A 16,163-nucleotide genomic window follows, 5' to 3' on the forward strand; every position below is an offset into this window, starting at 1 on the left:
CGATTGAAAGTCCTTATCGTTGAAGATGAAGTTTCATTGCAATGCTTCCTCGAACATGTGCTCAGAGATGAGTTCGATGAGCTATTGATTGCTGACAACGGTCAAATGGCGCTCGATATGTTGGAATCAATGGAAGAGTTGCCGAATATCGTGATCATGGATGTGTTGATGCCAGTTATGGATGGCTTTGAGGCGGCAAAGCAGATCCGACGACGATATAAAAATGCATACCTTCCAATCGTCTTTCTAACAGGCATAACGGATAACGACGCGTTTAATCGTTGCATGACGTTGGGGGATGATTTTTTAACAAAGCCGATAAGTCGAACCACGATTGTTGCGAAAGTACGTGCTCATTGTCGAAACGTGCGCTTGTACAACGAGGTTGCCGTACAGCGAGATGCACTTAAGCACTTTCAAGCTCATACCCTCTATGAGCACACTATGGCGGAAACCATATTTAGCAACTTAATGCAGGGCTGCTATCAAGATGCTGAGGGGGTGGAGTTCTATACCAGCTCCTACACTAATTTTAACGGTGATGTCGTACTCGTTACACCAAGGCCTCAAGGCGGCATCTATGCGTTACTTGCAGATGCCACCGGTCATGGCTTGCCTGCTGCTATTTCGTCCATTCCCGCTACAAAAGCCTTTTTTGCTATGACAAAGAATGGCTTTGCGTTGGGCGATATCGTGAAAGAAATGAACTCGACATTAAAGACGTTTCTGCCCCCAGGCATGCTAGTCGCCGCTAACTTACTTGAAGTTTCCGCCAATGGATTGGAGATAAAGTGGTGGGGGGGTGGGATGCCTGATGGCTATATTGTCGATCGTCAGGGCGAAATAAAACAACGCTTACCCTCCGCGCACATGGCGCTGGGTGCTATGGATTCTGAAGAGTTTGAAGCCAACCTTGTTGTGTTGAAATTGGAGGATGGCGATAAATTATTTTTCTTTACCGATGGTGTCATTGAAGCACGCAATGCGAAAGGGCAAGAATTGGGAGAAGAGGGCCTCGAGGCCTTGATATCCTCCCCACATGAAAGCGTCATTAAGGCAACACGAGAGCATATTACGCAATTTACCAGCGGTGGCGGGGTAGGTGACGACATGTCGATGTTGGAGTTGACTGCACCTATACAAAGCTGCGTCGAACAGCAACCTGGAGACATTGATTACTATGATCGCCGCTCTCCTGCCCAGCTTAATGTTTACTTTGGCGCATCCGAGTTACGCAAAGTGAACTTGGTTGGGGAAATCCGACGCATGCTGAAAGGCACGCTCGGAAGCAACATTGATGTGGACTTGATGTGTACCATTTTATCTGAATTGACGAATAACGCTCTCGAACACGGATTACTGAGGCTCGAGTCGAGTCTGAAATCTGATGATGATGGATTTTTGGATTATTACATGGAACGTCAATCTCGACTTGAATCGCTCGATCAGTTTGCTTACTTAGAAGCTGGCATCTCGTTTAATCCCGCTAAACGTGAGGTGAGTTTTTATATTACCCATAACGGGGAAGGTTTTTTAATCGAGGATACGGACAGTACGTTGGATGAGTTGCTGGCGACCAGCGGTCGAGGGATTGCTCTAGTCACCGAGCTTTGTGAGTTCTTTTGCTATGAAGACGAAGGCCGCACTGCGAGAGGCACATACAAATTATCTGCGGGAATGGAGAATAGCTTCTCGTGCTAGTGAAAATTTTTTGCGATCTTTGACTAGCAATAAGCCCAATCGAAAGGTTGGGCTTTTTTGATTGGGATGGCGGTGTCATTCGATCTTGCTCGAACGAACGCTGCTGCTCACCGAACAACAGACGAAAAAAAACCAGTCCGAAGACTAGGTTTCTTAAAGTGGCTCCCCTGCAAGACTTAACGGGGACGCCTAGTTGGGCCCGCCTAGGGTTGCGACAATCAGTGCGGAGCACTGAACAACAGACGAAAAAAAACCTAGTCCGAAGACTAGGTTTCTTAAAGTGGCTCCCCCTGCAAGACTTGAACTTGCGACATACGGATTAACAGTCCGCCGTTCTACCAACTGAACTAAGGGGGAATTGCTAGGAACCAATTTAGCCGAAGCTGAATCAATTACCATTCTTGCAATAATGGTGCCTCGAGGCGGAATCGAACCACCGACACGGGGATTTTCAATCCCCTGCTCTACCGACTGAGCTATCGAGGCTTTGATTAGAGAGTCATTAACTCAATATCAAAATAATGGTGCCGGCTACCGGAGTCGAACTGGTGACCTACTGATTACAAGTCAGTTGCTCTACCAACTGAGCTAAGCCGGCACACAAACCTTGGAAACGTTGCGTACTTAACACCATCTCACTAAATATGGTGCCTCGAGGCGGAATCGAACCACCGACACGGGGATTTTCAATCCCCTGCTCTACCGACTGAGCTATCGAGGCAACGGGGTGCATTAAACGGATTTTCAGGGTTTCCGTCAACACCTTTTTATAAAAAAAACGTCAAATAAGACTGTTTGATGTCTTTTTCGCCATTTTGAATTAAAAACGCACTGACTTTATGGTTTTCCCCTCGGTTTTATTGCATGGAACGAAATTCTTTTTGGAAGTTAGTGACCTTCTGAAGATAGCGCCGTGACTCTGAAGACGGGTGTTTATTGGTTAAAGCCCAGTAAACTTGATTGGGTTTTAAGCTATTTAAATCATTCATGGCACGTTTTCGGTCTGAACGATGAAATGTTTTAAGTACATTCCCAGCTCCGCCATTGTACGCAGAGATCATGCTGTAGTGTTTTGACAGCGGATCGCGGACATCTTTTAAGTATCGTGTTTTCAAAATATAGAAATATGCGGTGCCCGCATCAATATTTCGAGCTGGGTCGAATAAGTATTCAGGGCTCGGCTCACCAGAACGTTTTTTCACAAGCTTAAACACATCACGTCCCGCCGTTTTAGGAACGACTTGCATCAAGCCGTAGGCATTCGCCCAACTCACGGCATAAGGGTTGAAACTGCTTTCGGTTTTGATGATGGAATAAATCAACTCCTCCGAGATGCCATATTGACGTGAGGACTTACGAATCAAATCCGCATATTGATAACGTCTTTTGCTGGAGTGGTCAGATACCATAGGGATCTGCACGTAGAAGACTTTTTGAAAACGCAGTGATTTGGTTTTGATGTCAGTATTAATCAAATGCTCTGCATATCGGCTAGCCCGCCACTCCCATGCGATTTCTTTGCCGTCCTGATCAAGGATTTGTCCCTGCAAGAAGGGGCGTCCTTCTTGCGGAACGTCGGCAGCAGAGTACAAATCCACGGAAGCAGGGTCATTCGGTGTCAGCAAGGTGGTGATGATGGCTTGCTTGAGGTGCTGTTTGGGTTCAGTGGTCGCGACCGTTTCAATGGTCACAAGTCCATTCGCAAAATCAACGCGGGCGCGACTGAGGTAGTTATCTGTGTATTTTACATAGTCACTTTTGCCCGCTACGTAAACTTCGTTTTCTCCCCAGCGTACTTGAATATCACCGGTAAAGCCGCTGATCAGCGTGTCGAGTGCAGCAAGATCTTTTTCAAACTGACCTGGAAGTGGCGCAAGGTTTTTGGCAAATCGATTCGTGGTTTCATAATCAACAGAGTAAATGGCTTCCACCATTTCTCGGCTACAACCCGAGAGTGAAAAAACGATCAGTAGACAACTGAGTAGGCGAAGAGGTTTCATGGGTACCATACAGTGAAAAAGCATCCATGATCAGCGTAATCAGGATGCTTTAATTTACAAAGTGTTGATGTGAAATTGTGAGGTAAGAGTCTTACTCAGAAGGCGGGGTGTAGCCCTCGATCACAGTATCGTGACCTTCGAAGAGGTATTTCACCATTTCTTCTTCAAGCAATTTGCGGTGATCGGGTTCCATCATGTTGAGCTTCTTTTCATTGATCAGCATGGTTTGTTTGCTTTGCCATTGGGCCCACGCTTCTTTCGAAATGTTGTCAAAAATACGTTTGCCTAGGTCACCTGGGTACAATTGAAAATCTAACCCTTCCGCGTCTTTCTTTAAACGCTCACAAAAAACAGTACGGCTCATCATTAAGCTCCAAATATTATGATTTCTCGGCACTTGCCGAAGTCTGAAATTCTCGTGTTAGGCTTTCTAGTAACTTCTGCACTGGGGCAGCAAGCCCAACTTTTGCTGGTTGGGATAAGTTATACCAAAGGCCGCCTTGTCCTTCCATGATCCCGTTCTCCCCAATATTACTGGGCTTACTTTGCAATTTAACGCGAATAGGCACGATATCTAAGTGAAAATGGCTAAACGTGTGGCGAAATGCGGTAAGTTGCTCTGGCGTGTCAAATTCACCGCGTTGCAATTTACCGTCAATGAAGGTGTTTGCATCGCTTTCTTTTGTCTCAGGTAGGCACCATAAGCCTCCCCACAATCCTGCTGGTGGGCGTTGTTCTAGCCAAATCTGATCTTCATATTGAAACAACACAAAGCAGGTTTCTTTTTCTGGAATGGTCTTTTTGGGTTTCTTTCCCGGGAAGTCAGATTGGCGGCCTAAGGCATTGGCGTCACAGCTATAATTCACAGGGCAAATCTCGCACTTGGGTTTGCTGCGCGTACAGACCATGGCGCCCATGTCCATCATTGCTTGATTAAAGCGTTGCACGCCTTCCTCCGGAGTATGCTGCTCGGCGAGTGCCCAGAGTTGGTTCTCAACAGGCTTTTTCCCCGGCCAGCCTTCAACGGCGAAATGGCGTGATAATGTGCGCTTCACGTTACCGTCCAAGATCGGATGGTGCTGCCCGAGTGAAAGCGAAAGTACAGCGCCTGCTGTTGAGCGGCCAATACCGGGTAGGGCAAGGACATCTTCAATGTTGGTTGGGAATTCACCTTGGTAAGTATTGGCAATTTCCTGTGCCGCTTTATGGAGATTGCGGGCGCGGGCGTAGTAGCCAAGCCCTGTCCATAAGTGGAGTACCTCATCGAGTTCTGCGTTTGCCAGATCGACAACGGTTGGGAAGCGCGCCATGAAGCGCTCGAAATAAGGAATCACCGTCGCAACTTGGGTTTGCTGCAACATGATTTCGGACAGCCACACCTTATACGGTGTTTTTTCTTGCTGCCACGGTAAGGTTTTGCGGCCGTATTTGTCATACCAGGCCAATATTGCGTCGGAAAAGGACTGACTCACTTTGCTCGCTCTTTTGTTATCTTTATTGGGGGCGTTGCCCACGAGATTGCTCGTGCACTAGTCTATACCCAAATAACCTCAAGATGCAGGATTCAGAGCTTCTCATTTCAGCGCCGCGCCTGCCAGCCAACAAATTCTCGCTGAACAAGCACCTTGAGGTTGTTTGGGTATAACAAGTCTGTGCAGAAAAAGGCCGCAAACTTGTAGGCATCTCAGGTAAGATACGTGCCGCCCAATGATCAGGCTTGCACACTTGCTCGATCTTTGGATAATGCGCGATCCGCTTATCTTTTCTTCGTTACTGAGTTACAGGCATAGAGAATGACTGAAGTTACCAAAACCGAATTGACCGAAGACGGAAAAATTCTTCGCAGAATCAGAAGCTTTGTACGCCGCGAAGGTCGTTTGACCAAAGGCCAAGAGCAAGCAATGAATGATTGCTGGCCAACCATGGGTATTGATTTCGAAGAGAAACAACTAGATTGGGCTGAGGTTTTCGGCAACAACAATCCAGTAGTCCTCGAAATCGGTTTTGGTATGGGTGCCTCGCTGGTTGAAATGGCAAAGAATGCGCCAGAAAAAAACTTTGTGGGCATTGAAGTACACAGCCCAGGTGTGGGTGCATGCTTGATGGCTGCACGTGATGCTGGCGTCACTAACTTGCGCGTGATGTGTCACGATGCGGTAGAAGTGTTCGAGCACATGCTCCCTGTGGCAAGCCTAGAAACCGTCCAACTGTTCTTCCCTGACCCTTGGCATAAAGCGCGTCACCATAAACGCCGTATCGTTCAGTCTGAATTCGTTCAAATGCTGCGTGATAAGCTAAAAATTGGCGGTATTTTCCATATGGCGACTGACTGGGAAAACTATGCAGAGCATATGGTAGAAGTGATGGACGTGGCGCCAGGTTACAAAAACACGGCGACTGACGGTTCGTATATTCCTCGCCCAGATGATCGCCCTTTGACGAAATTCGAAGCGCGTGGTCACCGTTTAGGTCACGGTGTTTGGGACATGAAATACGCCCGCACAGAATAATAAAAAACTCATACCTTTATTCGCGTCGTGACACTGTAAAGTGTCCGTCGAAGAATGACTTGAAGCCAACCTCGCGTTGGCTTTTTTGACCACTGGAGATAGTGATGAAACCAAGCCCAGAGCTGTTGAGCGAGATCCTAGAAGAAGTTCGCCCATTAATTGGACAAGGTCGTGTTGCCAATTATATCCCTGCACTTGAGAGTGTCTCAGCGGATAAATTAGGCATTGCCGTTTGTTATAACGACGGCGAAATCATCACTGCGGGGGATGCGCAAGAAGCGTTCTCTATTCAATCTATCTCTAAGGTGTTAAGCCTCACGTTAGCGCTTCAAAACTATAGCCAAGAAGAGCTGTGGCAACGCGTGGGAAAAGAGCCGTCTGGTCAGGCGTTTAATTCGATGATCCAGTTAGAGATGGAGAAGGGAATTCCCCGTAACCCGTTTATCAATGCGGGCGCTTTGGTGGTGTGCGATATGCTCTATAGCCGTTTATCTGCGCCGCGTCAGCGTATGCTGGAGTTTGTTCGTCGTCTCTCTGGCAACCCTCATATTTGTTACGACAAGATCGTGGCGAACTCGGAAATGGATCACAGTGATCGCAACGCGTCGATAGCCTATTTGATGCGTGCATTTGGTAATTTCGATAACGATGTGATGCCAGTTCTGGCCAATTATTTTCATTACTGCGCACTTCGGATGAGCTGTGTCGATCTGGCAAAGACATTTAACTATCTGGCAAACAAAGGACTTCCTTTAGGCGCAGAAAAAACAATTGTCAGCCAGACTCAGAGTAAGCAGGTTAATGCGCTATTGGCGACCTGTGGTTTGTACGATGGTGCAGGCGAGTTTGCTTACCGAGTTGGTATGCCCGGGAAGTCGGGTGTCGGTGGTGGGATTGTGGCGATAGTACCGGGTGAAATGTCGATTGCGGTATGGTCACCTGAGCTTGATCCCTCTGGCAACTCGCTGGCAGGCACAGCAGCATTAGAAATGCTGTCTGAGCGCATCGGACGTTCAATTTTCTAACGCTTGAATGAGTGGCTGCTTTGTTACTCATTCATCCGGCGAGATGGAGAGCGGATATGGGTAGTCACAACCACACTTACGCAGCACGCGTTTTTTGTTTTATTTTGGCCACGTTGCCATTTTTTGCTTCAGCGGAAACCTGCCAACCAGAACTTCATGGCAACCTTGCTATCGATGCAGATAACGTCGTGTTTGAAAAAAATAACGACATGTTCCGCATTGATGCCACCGGTAACCTTTTCTACGATATTCATCGTATCTCATTGAGTGATGTCCAAAGAGCTTCTCTGACTGAGTACAACCAGATTATCCGTAACGATTTGCCGTTCATTGGGCGCACGTTGACGGAAGAGTTGCACACGTCTTGGCTAGCGTTGGATGGAGTGATCAGTGCTGAGTTAGGTGAAAAGAGCGTGTTGCGCGGGGAGATCGGAAAATTTCATCAGTATCTACAAGACCGCGTCAATACATCGCTGTATTCTCCTGAAAGTTTGCCGGTTCTCAACCACCAAGCATTGACGTTAGTCGTGCGCGAAGTGGAAGCCAGTATCCCACAGTTGATTGCGACTGTAGCCAGCCAAGGCTTGATGGACATTGCCTTGTTGAGCGAGGGAAAAAGCAACAAGATGCAGTTTATTTCTCAAAAAATGGCGACCTTACAAGATAAGCTCGCGGATGAAGTGAAGCTGCAACGCAATCGCACGTTAATCGCGCGGCAAGCAGTCTGTGACCGTTTTGAGCAATGGCAAATGCAAGAGGCGGAAATTGCCTCATTGATCCCTGCATTGTCTGACTGGAAAACGGTGACGATTCGCTAGTTTGACGTCTGCACTTCGGCGGAATTCACACATAAAGAAACGCGAAGGCATGTCCTTCGCGTTTTTTATGTGTTGCGATCGTGAATGCATCAAACGCGGTGGTTACACAGCGCGGTGATTACTGCCGGTAGCTGAACTCGTAATCAACGTTGTCCCACGCATCGTCTACGTGGCGTATGTATTGGCGTAGATTTTTTGCGTCGACATGGCGCTTTTTAGCGCGGTAGTAATAATCTGCTTCCACGTAGGTTTTATCCAGTAAGGCCTCACCCGGGCCGGACACGGTTTTTAGCGAGCTTTTGAACTCAAAATAGGGACTGCTAACAGCATGATCAGATTGATCGATATCCCATGATTCCGGCAGGCTGAGCGTGATTTTCTGATGAATAGCGCCTTCCGAGCCATATCTGAATGGGGTTTTTCGTCGAACAAGATCGGGCTTGATCAGGTAGTCATCAACAATGTCACCAGAGATCACGAAGGAATAGGTATCTTCGTATTTCGACCAGAGTTCATTGATGACGTAGGCTTCGTTGATGATCACTTCATTCGCATCGCGATCGTCTTTCACACTCAAAGGGCGAAGAAAGTCTAGTCCACCAAAGTCTCCGGCATAGTAATTGGCGTACTCTTCCCCCAGTTCTTTCAATGGCTTGGATTCGAGATAACGACGCCATTGCTCTGCTTCAAGGCCACGATAGGTCGTCGTTACCGTGAGGTAGCTCTGTTGATTGGCATGATTAACCACATAGCGCTGCTCAACATCCTGCGTCACGGGCACATTTGATGATGGCATGGCTTCAAGTTCTTGAGTCTGAGGGGCGAGCACTAATGCATAACCTAGATTGGCTTGTGCCAACGTATCAAGACGATTGCCTTGATGAGTACGTGTCGCATCAATCCAGAGCGGTTTGTCTTGGTGTTCTATCTGTACAATTACATGGTTAAAACTGTATGGCGCTGTAGGCTGTTGCGGTAATTGATCGCGCCAGAACGTATCGACTAATGCGGGATAGGCGGTCACACCTAATGCGCCAAGAACAGAGACCAGCAGCAGGGCTTTGTCTTTACAATCCCCATAGCCTTGGGACAGGATTTGTTGCGGTGGACGAGGCTTATGAGAGCCAATGCCATTCTCTATGCCCAAATAACGAATGTTGTTTTGCACGTAATGGATGGCGGCAACCATTTGTTGTTCGAGATCATCTGGGTAGGTTTGCACGATCTTTTGCGCCAGTGCTTGTACATCACTGTCGCTTGGTGATGCTTGATACAGCGGTAATGCCCAGTCCACCACATCTTTCCATGAGTTGTAGCTTGAGACATGCAAATAAGGGTAGGGGTTAAACCAAGGTGGTTGCTCTGACTCGTCAAAGTCATACAAGCTATTGTTTTCCTCGTAACTGTATTCGCGCATTTTACCGCGGGTGGTTTCTTTGAGCGTGCCTTTCCCTTTATTATTCAAATTGGTCACAGAAATGGGGCTCGATTCTGGCACCATAATTCTCGCAGTAACCAATGCTACGCTGGTTGCCCATCCTGTCTTGATGTACCACTCGCGATTACTTCCAAACACGGGGTTGAAACCTGTGATGGTATAGCTGTAATCGAGAATATCACCCACTTGCACATCACTAAGTACTAGGTGCAAGGTTTCATCACCGTTATAAAGTAAGGAATCTAAGTCAGTTTCGCGTTTGAACTGCGATATTTTGGCATGATTTTTATGATCAATAATCTGATCATTACGCACGATCTCTAAGCGATGAATCGCCACTCTCTGATAGCTGGGATCAAAGTCGATAGAGATTTGAGAGCCTGACTCAAGCCCTTCTATAGACACGATTTTGGTCGTGTAACGTTTGTATTCAACGGGTGTGTTCGGGACTAAGTTCAGTTGTCTATCGACCAATAAGAACTCTTGATCGTAATGATAACCGGATGGATCGGACGTTGGGAGTGTCACTATGGGAGTCACCCAATCAGGGAGAGGCGCAAACTGCTCATGTTGTGTTTGAGCAGTGTGCGGTGATCCGAAAGCGGTGTGTGGTAACCATAGAGCGATAGTAAGGGCAAACAGATACGTCTTCATCTACAGCGCTGTCCTTTGCTTTGCCTGACGGCGAATCAATCAGGGATCAGACAGCGACCGTGCTGCCTTCATTCGTTGATGAAGGCGGAAAGAAGATCGTTCAAGAACAGACGGCCTTTGGCGGTAACTTGCCAGTGGGTATCGGTTTCGCTTAGTAGCCCTTGGGCAATAGCGTTCGCAATCGGCTCGGCAATCACATCCAGCGTTAAGCCTGTTCGTGCAGAAAAATCTGCTTTCGGGCAAGCTTCCACTAAGCGGAATCTGTTCATGAAAAACTCAAACGGCATTTCATCTGCTTCCACTATATGCAATTCGCTGAGGTATTCTTTCTCAGGATCGAGATAACCGCGCGGGTGTTTCACTTTTACTGTGCGCCGTACGGTTCCCGATGGTGTTGTGATCTTGCCATGCGCCCCACAACCAATGCCCAAATAATCCCCAAAACGCCAGTAGTTCAGGTTGTGTTGGCATTGATAGCCGGGCTTGCTGTAACCGGACGTTTCGTACTGTACATAACCTGCGTCAGTCAGGAGTTGGTGGCCTTGCTCGAAAATATCCCAGAGATCGTCGTCATCAGGCAGCGTAGGCGGTTTTGAGTAATATTGCGTGTTGGGCTCAATAGTGAGTTGATACCACGAGAGGTGCGGTGGATTGAGCTCAATGGCTTGTTTGAGATCGCTCAACGCACTTTGTAAGGTTTGGTCGGGCAGACCGTGCATCAAATCAAGGTTAAAGCTGTTTAACCCCGCTTCATGTGCCAAGGTTGCCGCGCGCTTGGCTTCTCCTGAGCCATGAATTCGTCCCAGACGCTTGAGTTTTGCGTCGTCAAAGCTTTGCACACCAATAGAGATACGGTTCACACCCACACTGCGATAAGCGATGAATTTGTCAGCTTCCACTGTGCCGGGGTTCGCCTCCATAGTGATTTCAATGCCGTTTTTAAACGGAATTTGTGCATCAATGCCGACCAATAGGCGAGATATCTCTGCTGGCGACATTAGGCTTGGCGTACCGCCACCAATGAAGATGGAATGCAGGTGACGTCCGCTCACTCCCTCAAAACGGGCGAGATCTTGCTTCAAGTCATCCAGCAATGCCGAAATGTAATCTTGCTCTGGGATTTCCCCTTTCAGTGTGTGCGAATTGAAATCGCAATAGGGGCACTTTTGCACGCACCAAGGGATGTGAACATAAAGACTTAATGGGATTTGAGCTGCCATGATGATTATTTCTTCTCGTCACGCATGGCTGCAAACAGCTTCGTCAGTGCTTGGCCACGGTGTGATATTTGTTTTTTGATTACAGGTTCAAGGTTTGCCAAGGTGCAGCCATGTTCTTTGGTGTAGAAAACCGGATCGTAGCCAAAACCATGTGAGCCTGACGCTTCACGCGTGATTTCACCTTCAAACACGCCATGGCACACCAGTGGCGTCGGATCATTAGCGTGGCGCATGTAAACTAATACGCAATGAAAACGCGCACCGCGTTGGCCATCGGGCGCGTTAGCCATGCACTCCAGAAGTTTGTCGATATTGGCTTGGTCGCCTTTGCCTTCGCCTGCATAGCGCGCACTGTAAACGCCGGGTGCGCCGTTAAGGAAGTCGACTTCTAGGCCAGAATCATCAGCAATCGCAGGTAAGCCAGTTTCTTTGGCTGCGTGACGTGCTTTGATGATGGCATTTTCAATGAAGGTGGTTCCTGTTTCATTAGCGTCACTGATGCCGAACTCACTCTGTGCAAGCACATTGAAGCCGAAATCTTGCAGAAGGTCAGCCATTTCTTTGACCTTTCCTGCATTGCCTGTCGCGAGAACCACTTTGCTCATCATTGTACTCCTGAAGGTGTTGCCCGTGCTGATTCCTTTATAAGGGACACTGAAGCAAACGCAATTTGTCGTCTGGTCGCCACCCATAAAAATGGCGCTTCATGTGAGCGCCATCATACCTGAATGTGATGTGGTGTCATCTACCGCGCTATTCGCTATAGAACTGCTGTTGGAAGGAGAGTTTGCCGGAGCGATTGCCTTGCGCTTGAACCTCGATGTCGAAGATAAGCTTTTCTTCGTTAGCGAAGCGAAATTCTGCCAAATAGTAGATAGCTTTGCCTTCACGGACTTCGCGAAAAGTGAGGGGTTTGGTTGTGCCAAGTAGATTGCGTGCCTTACCTGTGATGTTCGCAGTGAGAGCCGGTTTGCCTGCTTGGTTTTTATCGAGGATGGCAATGTTGATCAGTGCATTGGCACTGCTGCGTTTTATGCCATAGCTCTTAGCAACGGCGGGCGGAATGAAGGTGGCATTGAGTGCTGAGTAGTGCACCTCTAACGAGCCAATATTTTTTAACTGTTCCGCGTGGGAGAGCGGCGACATCAGCATCAACACGGTGCTGATAAGGAATAAAATGCGCGACTTCATGACAGGTTCCTTGTCTGATGGAATAAACGCACCACGAGGTGTGCGTTCAATATTTACTTACTGGATAGCGTGGGGATCAGATCACTGATGGCATCAGGGTAGACGGCGGGGCTTTTTACCCTGACTTGCTTGTGCCTGCCTAGCTCGCCTTTTTCTATCGCGATAAGTCCTTTTGCGACTTTGAATTGTTTCGACAGGTACTTGGTGAGGTGGGCGTTGGCTTTACCATCAACAGGCGGGGCGGTAATGGCGAGTTTGATTTCCTCGCCATGTATGCCCATCCACTGGTCACGGCTTGCTTTAGGCTGGATATACAATCTAAGGATTAAATCCTCGTTATCCAGCCATGCAGTGCGTGGTGTGCTCATCAATTACAGTACGAACCACAAGTTTCCGAAGTAAGGGCTCAATAGGTCACCGATAAAGAAGTTCAAGAACTGCAAGACGATGAACAGGACAAGCACGCTTAAATCTAGGCCGCCCATTGATGGCAGAACACGACGGATTGGTGCGACCAAAGGCTCAGTCAACTGGACCATCACAAATTCAATTGGGCTACGACCTTGGCTTACCCAGCTCAAGATAGCACGCAGAATCAATACCCAGAATAACAAGCCACCTGCGGCTTTCACCATAGCAATTAGGCCGATCAGTAAGTAAGTTGCATCAAACGGCGGCATACCGCCAGAACCGACCATCTGCAGGACAAAGAACTTGGCAACACACAGTACATAAGCAAACAGAACCGTCGCTAAGTCAAAGGTACCTATTGAGGGTATAACGCGGCGCAGCGGCGCAACGACCGGTTGGGTCGCTTTAACGACAAACTGACTGAATGGGTTATAAAAATCTGCACGTGCCCACTGCAGCCAAACTCGAAGCAACACTACCATAATGTAAAGGTCGAACAGTGTTGAAACGAGGAAGTTCATTGAGTTCATAAATTAGCCCTAAAATAGCGATTCCATTTCTTCAGCGCGGCGCACAGCGGCCTGCATGGCTTCTGCTACCGTCTCTGACAGTTGGTTGTTATTAAATACGTTCAGTGCCTCAGCCGTTGTCCCGCCTTTGGAGGTCACTTGATCTCTTAAGGTTGCCAGTTCAATGTCTGGGTTGGCAACTACCATTTTAGCTGCGCCAAGTGCAGACTGCTGCACAAGAATACGTGCGGTGTTTTTATCAAAGCCTTGTCGCTCTGCTTCCGCTTGCATGGCCTCCATAAATCGGAAGAAGTAGGCTGGCGCACTGCCTGCAGCAGCAATAATACCATTGATACCTGATTCGTCGCTGACCCAACAAGTTTTACCGACGGCTTGCATTAAATCACCAGCAAACAGGCGATCGTCTTCTGATACTGATTCTGGAGCATAAAGCCCGCTCATACCCTCACCAACCAGTGAAGGTGTGTTAGGCATCACACGAACAAGGTTAAGTGGTGCGCCAGCCATGTCAGACAGGCGTGCAACGGAAATCCCTGCGGCGATTGAAATGGCGAGCTTTTTGCTCCAGTCAACGTCGCTCAGACTGGCGAGCAATTCTTCCATGCCTTGCGGTTTAACGCCTAAAACGACGACATCAGCTTGCTTGGCGCTTTCAATCGCATCTTCATTGGCATTGATGCCAAAGCTATCACGAAAGGCGGCGCTTTTTTCTGGGGTACGGTTAACTGCCGTGAGCAAAGACGCGGGGTATCCAGACTGAATGAGGCCAGCAATGATTGAGCGAGCCATGTTGCCTGCGCCAATAAAGGCAATGGTACGTTGTTCCATCAAATAAATTCCTCGTTGTCGGGTAAGCCATGAAAGGCTTTACCTGAAATGTATCGTCTCGGTTATTTCTCACCGCGTTGGCTGTAATCTCTTGCCCCAAACAGCGCAGTACCAATTCGAACCATGGTACTTTGTGACGCAATGGCGGCATCCATATCACCACTCATACCCATCGATAGCGTATCGAACTGAGAATAACTGGCTTTCATTTCTTCAAATAGGGCTGACAGTGGCGCAAACGCGGCTATTTGCGCGTCGTAACTGTCTTCTGGCTGGGGAATGCACATTAATCCCCTAAGCGTTAGATTCGGCATACATTCGATTTCTTCAGCCAATGCTCTAACGTCATCAAAACCAGTGCCAGATTTAGACGCTTCGCCGCTGGTATTGATTTGGATAAGCACTTGCAGCGGTAACATGTTACTTGGGCGCTGTTCGCTAAGTCTACGCGCCACTTTACTGCGATCAATCGAGTGCACCCAATCGAAGTGTTCAGCGATAGGGCGCGTTTTATTAGACTGGATTGGGCCGATAAAATGCCACTCCAGATCGGGCTGAAGAGGGCGGAAGTGATTAATCTTATCCACCCCTTCTTGCACATAGTTTTCGCCAAACTGACGATGGCCTGCTTCGATAGCTTCGGCGATCGCCTCGATAGGCTTGGTTTTACTTACCGCCAACAATTGCACGCCAGAGGCGTCTCTCCCGCATTTTTGTGCGGCATTGTCTATTTGGCTGGTGACCTGCTCTAGGTTTTGTCTGATACTACACATGGCTAATTCTGCGAGGAAACGTATTAATGGATATTACTGAATTATTGGACTTTAGTGTAAAGCATAATGCCTCAGATCTACATCTTTCTGCGGGTGTGCCGCCAATGGTCCGCGTTGATGGTGATGTCCGTAAGCTGAGCTTACCTGCACTTGAGCACAATGATGTGAATCGCCTTATCTTTGATGTGATGAATGACGCACAGCAGCGAGAGTTTGAACAAAACCTCGAAGTTGATTTCTCGTTTGAGCTTGCGTCAGTGGGCCGCTTTCGCGTGAATGCCTTCCATCAATCCCGTGGCTGTGCGGCAGTTTTTCGAAATATCCCTTCTAAAATCCCGACGTTAGACGCGATTAATGCGCCGTCAGTTTTCGAGCAATTTGTGAACTACCAAAAAGGCTTGGTGTTAGTGACGGGGCCAACAGGTTCAGGGAAGTCCACGACGCTAGCTGCAATGATAGACAAAATTAATCGTGAACAGCATCGACATGTGCTCACGATTGAAGATCCTATTGAGTTTGTTCATGAGCAAAAAAGCTCGTTGATCAACCAACGAGAGGTTCATCGCGATACACATTCATTTAAGAATGCACTTCGTTCCGCACTCCGTGAAGACCCTGATGTCATTTTGGTGGGTGAGCTGCGAGATCAAGAAACCATTAGCTTGGCGTTGACCGCGGCTGAAACAGGACATCTGGTGTTTGGCACGCTACACACCTCCAGTGCAGCGAAGACAGTAGACCGGATCATTGATGTGTTCCCAGGTGCAGACAAACCTATGGTGCGTTCGATGTTGTCAGAATCTTTAAGGGCGGTGGTATCACAGAAACTGTTGAAGCAGGTGACGGGCGGCCGTGTGGCAGCACATGAGGTGATGATCGCCACGCCTGCGATTCGCAACTTGATCCGTGAAGATAAAGTGGCACAGATGTATTCGATGATTCAAACAGGCTCGGGCATGGGCATGCAAACCATGGAGCAAGCACTGCGCAATCTAATGATGCAAGGCGTGATAGACAGTCAAGAAGCTAACAAGGCACTGGATAGTGCAGGGACAGGATTTTAA

The 16,163-nt window shown here is 48.1% G+C and carries 16 protein-coding genes and 4 tRNA genes; 5 read left to right on the forward strand and 15 right to left on the reverse strand.

The annotated features are described in order from the left end of the window. The first annotated feature begins 3 nt into the window (after positions 1–3). Positions 4–1,701 (forward strand): SpoIIE family protein phosphatase, encoded by a 1,698-nt coding sequence (locus L4D06_RS04415; RefSeq protein WP_429737968.1) that lies wholly within the window; start codon positions 4–6, stop codon positions 1,699–1,701. A gap of 281 nt (positions 1,702–1,982) precedes the next feature. Here the strand turns inward: L4D06_RS04415 and L4D06_RS04420 are convergent. The 7 genes from L4D06_RS04420 to mutY all read right to left on the reverse strand — a co-directional run bounded on the left by L4D06_RS04420 (position 1,983) and on the right by mutY (position 5,173). Next, positions 1,983–2,058, reverse strand: a tRNA-Asn gene (locus tag L4D06_RS04420). A gap of 53 nt (positions 2,059–2,111) precedes the next feature. Continuing rightward, positions 2,112–2,187 (reverse strand) — tRNA-Phe (locus tag L4D06_RS04425). A 36-nt stretch (positions 2,188–2,223) separates the two neighbouring features. Next, positions 2,224–2,299 (reverse strand) — tRNA-Thr (locus tag L4D06_RS04430). A 47-nt stretch (positions 2,300–2,346) separates the two neighbouring features. Next, positions 2,347–2,422 (reverse strand) — tRNA-Phe (locus L4D06_RS04435). 136 nt (positions 2,423–2,558) lie between these two features. Then, positions 2,559–3,701: a membrane-bound lytic murein transglycosylase MltC gene (mltC, locus tag L4D06_RS04440; RefSeq protein WP_274163010.1), complete on the reverse strand. Its 1,143-nt coding sequence runs from the start codon at positions 3,699–3,701 to the stop codon at positions 2,559–2,561. Positions 3,702–3,792: 91 nt separating this feature from the next. Continuing rightward, on the reverse strand, positions 3,793–4,065 hold the full coding sequence (locus tag L4D06_RS04445) for an oxidative damage protection protein (RefSeq protein WP_028023027.1): 273 nt from the start codon (positions 4,063–4,065) through the stop codon (positions 3,793–3,795). A 16-nt stretch (positions 4,066–4,081) separates the two neighbouring features. Further along, the gene (mutY, locus tag L4D06_RS04450) at positions 4,082–5,173 is read right to left on the reverse strand and encodes an A/G-specific adenine glycosylase (protein WP_274162861.1); all 1,092 of its coding nucleotides are present in this window, start codon (positions 5,171–5,173) and stop codon (positions 4,082–4,084) included. Positions 5,174–5,494: 321 nt separating this feature from the next. On the opposite strand from mutY, the gene trmB reads away from it, so the two are divergent. The 3 genes from trmB (at position 5,495) to L4D06_RS04465 (ending at position 8,054) form a co-directional block, all read left to right on the forward strand. Next, positions 5,495–6,211: a tRNA (guanosine(46)-N7)-methyltransferase TrmB gene (gene trmB, locus L4D06_RS04455; protein ID WP_429737969.1), complete on the forward strand. Its 717-nt coding sequence runs from the start codon at positions 5,495–5,497 to the stop codon at positions 6,209–6,211. Between the two features lie 104 nt (positions 6,212–6,315). Next, positions 6,316–7,236, forward strand: coding sequence for a glutaminase B (glsB, locus tag L4D06_RS04460; RefSeq protein ID WP_429737970.1), 921 nt, complete (start codon positions 6,316–6,318; stop codon positions 7,234–7,236). A 56-nt stretch (positions 7,237–7,292) separates the two neighbouring features. After that, the gene (locus L4D06_RS04465; protein WP_429737971.1) at positions 7,293–8,054 is read left to right on the forward strand and encodes a DUF2884 family protein; all 762 of its coding nucleotides are present in this window, start codon (positions 7,293–7,295) and stop codon (positions 8,052–8,054) included. A 118-nt stretch (positions 8,055–8,172) separates the two neighbouring features. Here L4D06_RS04465 and L4D06_RS04470 read toward each other — a convergent pair whose 3' ends face one another. The 8 genes from L4D06_RS04470 to L4D06_RS04505 all read right to left on the reverse strand — a co-directional run bounded on the left by L4D06_RS04470 (position 8,173) and on the right by L4D06_RS04505 (position 15,099). After that, positions 8,173–10,146, reverse strand: a complete 1,974-nt coding sequence (locus tag L4D06_RS04470) for a DUF3857 domain-containing transglutaminase family protein (protein ID WP_429737972.1) — start codon at positions 10,144–10,146, stop codon at positions 8,173–8,175. Between the two features lie 68 nt (positions 10,147–10,214). Then, a complete protein-coding gene (hemW, locus tag L4D06_RS04475; RefSeq protein WP_429737973.1) occupies positions 10,215–11,366 on the reverse strand; it encodes a radical SAM family heme chaperone HemW in 1,152 nt (383 codons plus the stop codon). A 5-nt stretch (positions 11,367–11,371) separates the two neighbouring features. Further along, entirely contained in the window at positions 11,372–11,971 is a 600-nt protein-coding gene (locus tag L4D06_RS04480) for an XTP/dITP diphosphatase (RefSeq protein ID WP_429737974.1), read from the reverse strand. A 148-nt stretch (positions 11,972–12,119) separates the two neighbouring features. Then, positions 12,120–12,557 carry a DUF4426 domain-containing protein gene (locus L4D06_RS04485; RefSeq protein ID WP_274162855.1) on the reverse strand — a complete coding sequence of 146 codons (438 nt, stop codon included), beginning with the start codon at positions 12,555–12,557 and terminating at the stop codon, positions 12,120–12,122. A gap of 53 nt (positions 12,558–12,610) precedes the next feature. Then, complete coding sequence (gene yggU, locus L4D06_RS04490) at positions 12,611–12,925, reverse strand: DUF167 family protein YggU (RefSeq protein WP_274162854.1); 315 nt, start codon at positions 12,923–12,925, stop codon at positions 12,611–12,613. A 3-nt stretch (positions 12,926–12,928) separates the two neighbouring features. Continuing rightward, the gene (locus L4D06_RS04495) at positions 12,929–13,498 is read right to left on the reverse strand and encodes a YggT family protein (protein ID WP_274162853.1); all 570 of its coding nucleotides are present in this window, start codon (positions 13,496–13,498) and stop codon (positions 12,929–12,931) included. A gap of 9 nt (positions 13,499–13,507) precedes the next feature. Beyond that, positions 13,508–14,326, reverse strand: a complete 819-nt coding sequence (proC, locus tag L4D06_RS04500) for a pyrroline-5-carboxylate reductase (protein ID WP_429737975.1) — start codon at positions 14,324–14,326, stop codon at positions 13,508–13,510. Positions 14,327–14,388: 62 nt separating this feature from the next. Further along, positions 14,389–15,099, reverse strand: a complete 711-nt coding sequence (locus L4D06_RS04505) for a YggS family pyridoxal phosphate-dependent enzyme (protein WP_429737976.1) — start codon at positions 15,097–15,099, stop codon at positions 14,389–14,391. A 26-nt stretch (positions 15,100–15,125) separates the two neighbouring features. Between L4D06_RS04505 and L4D06_RS04510 the strand changes: the two genes are divergently transcribed. Next, entirely contained in the window at positions 15,126–16,163 is a 1,038-nt protein-coding gene (locus tag L4D06_RS04510) for a type IV pilus twitching motility protein PilT (protein WP_274162850.1), read from the forward strand.

Source organism: Enterovibrio makurazakiensis (assembly GCF_050336585.1).
GTDB lineage: Bacteria > Pseudomonadota > Gammaproteobacteria > Enterobacterales > Vibrionaceae > Enterovibrio > Enterovibrio gelatinilyticus.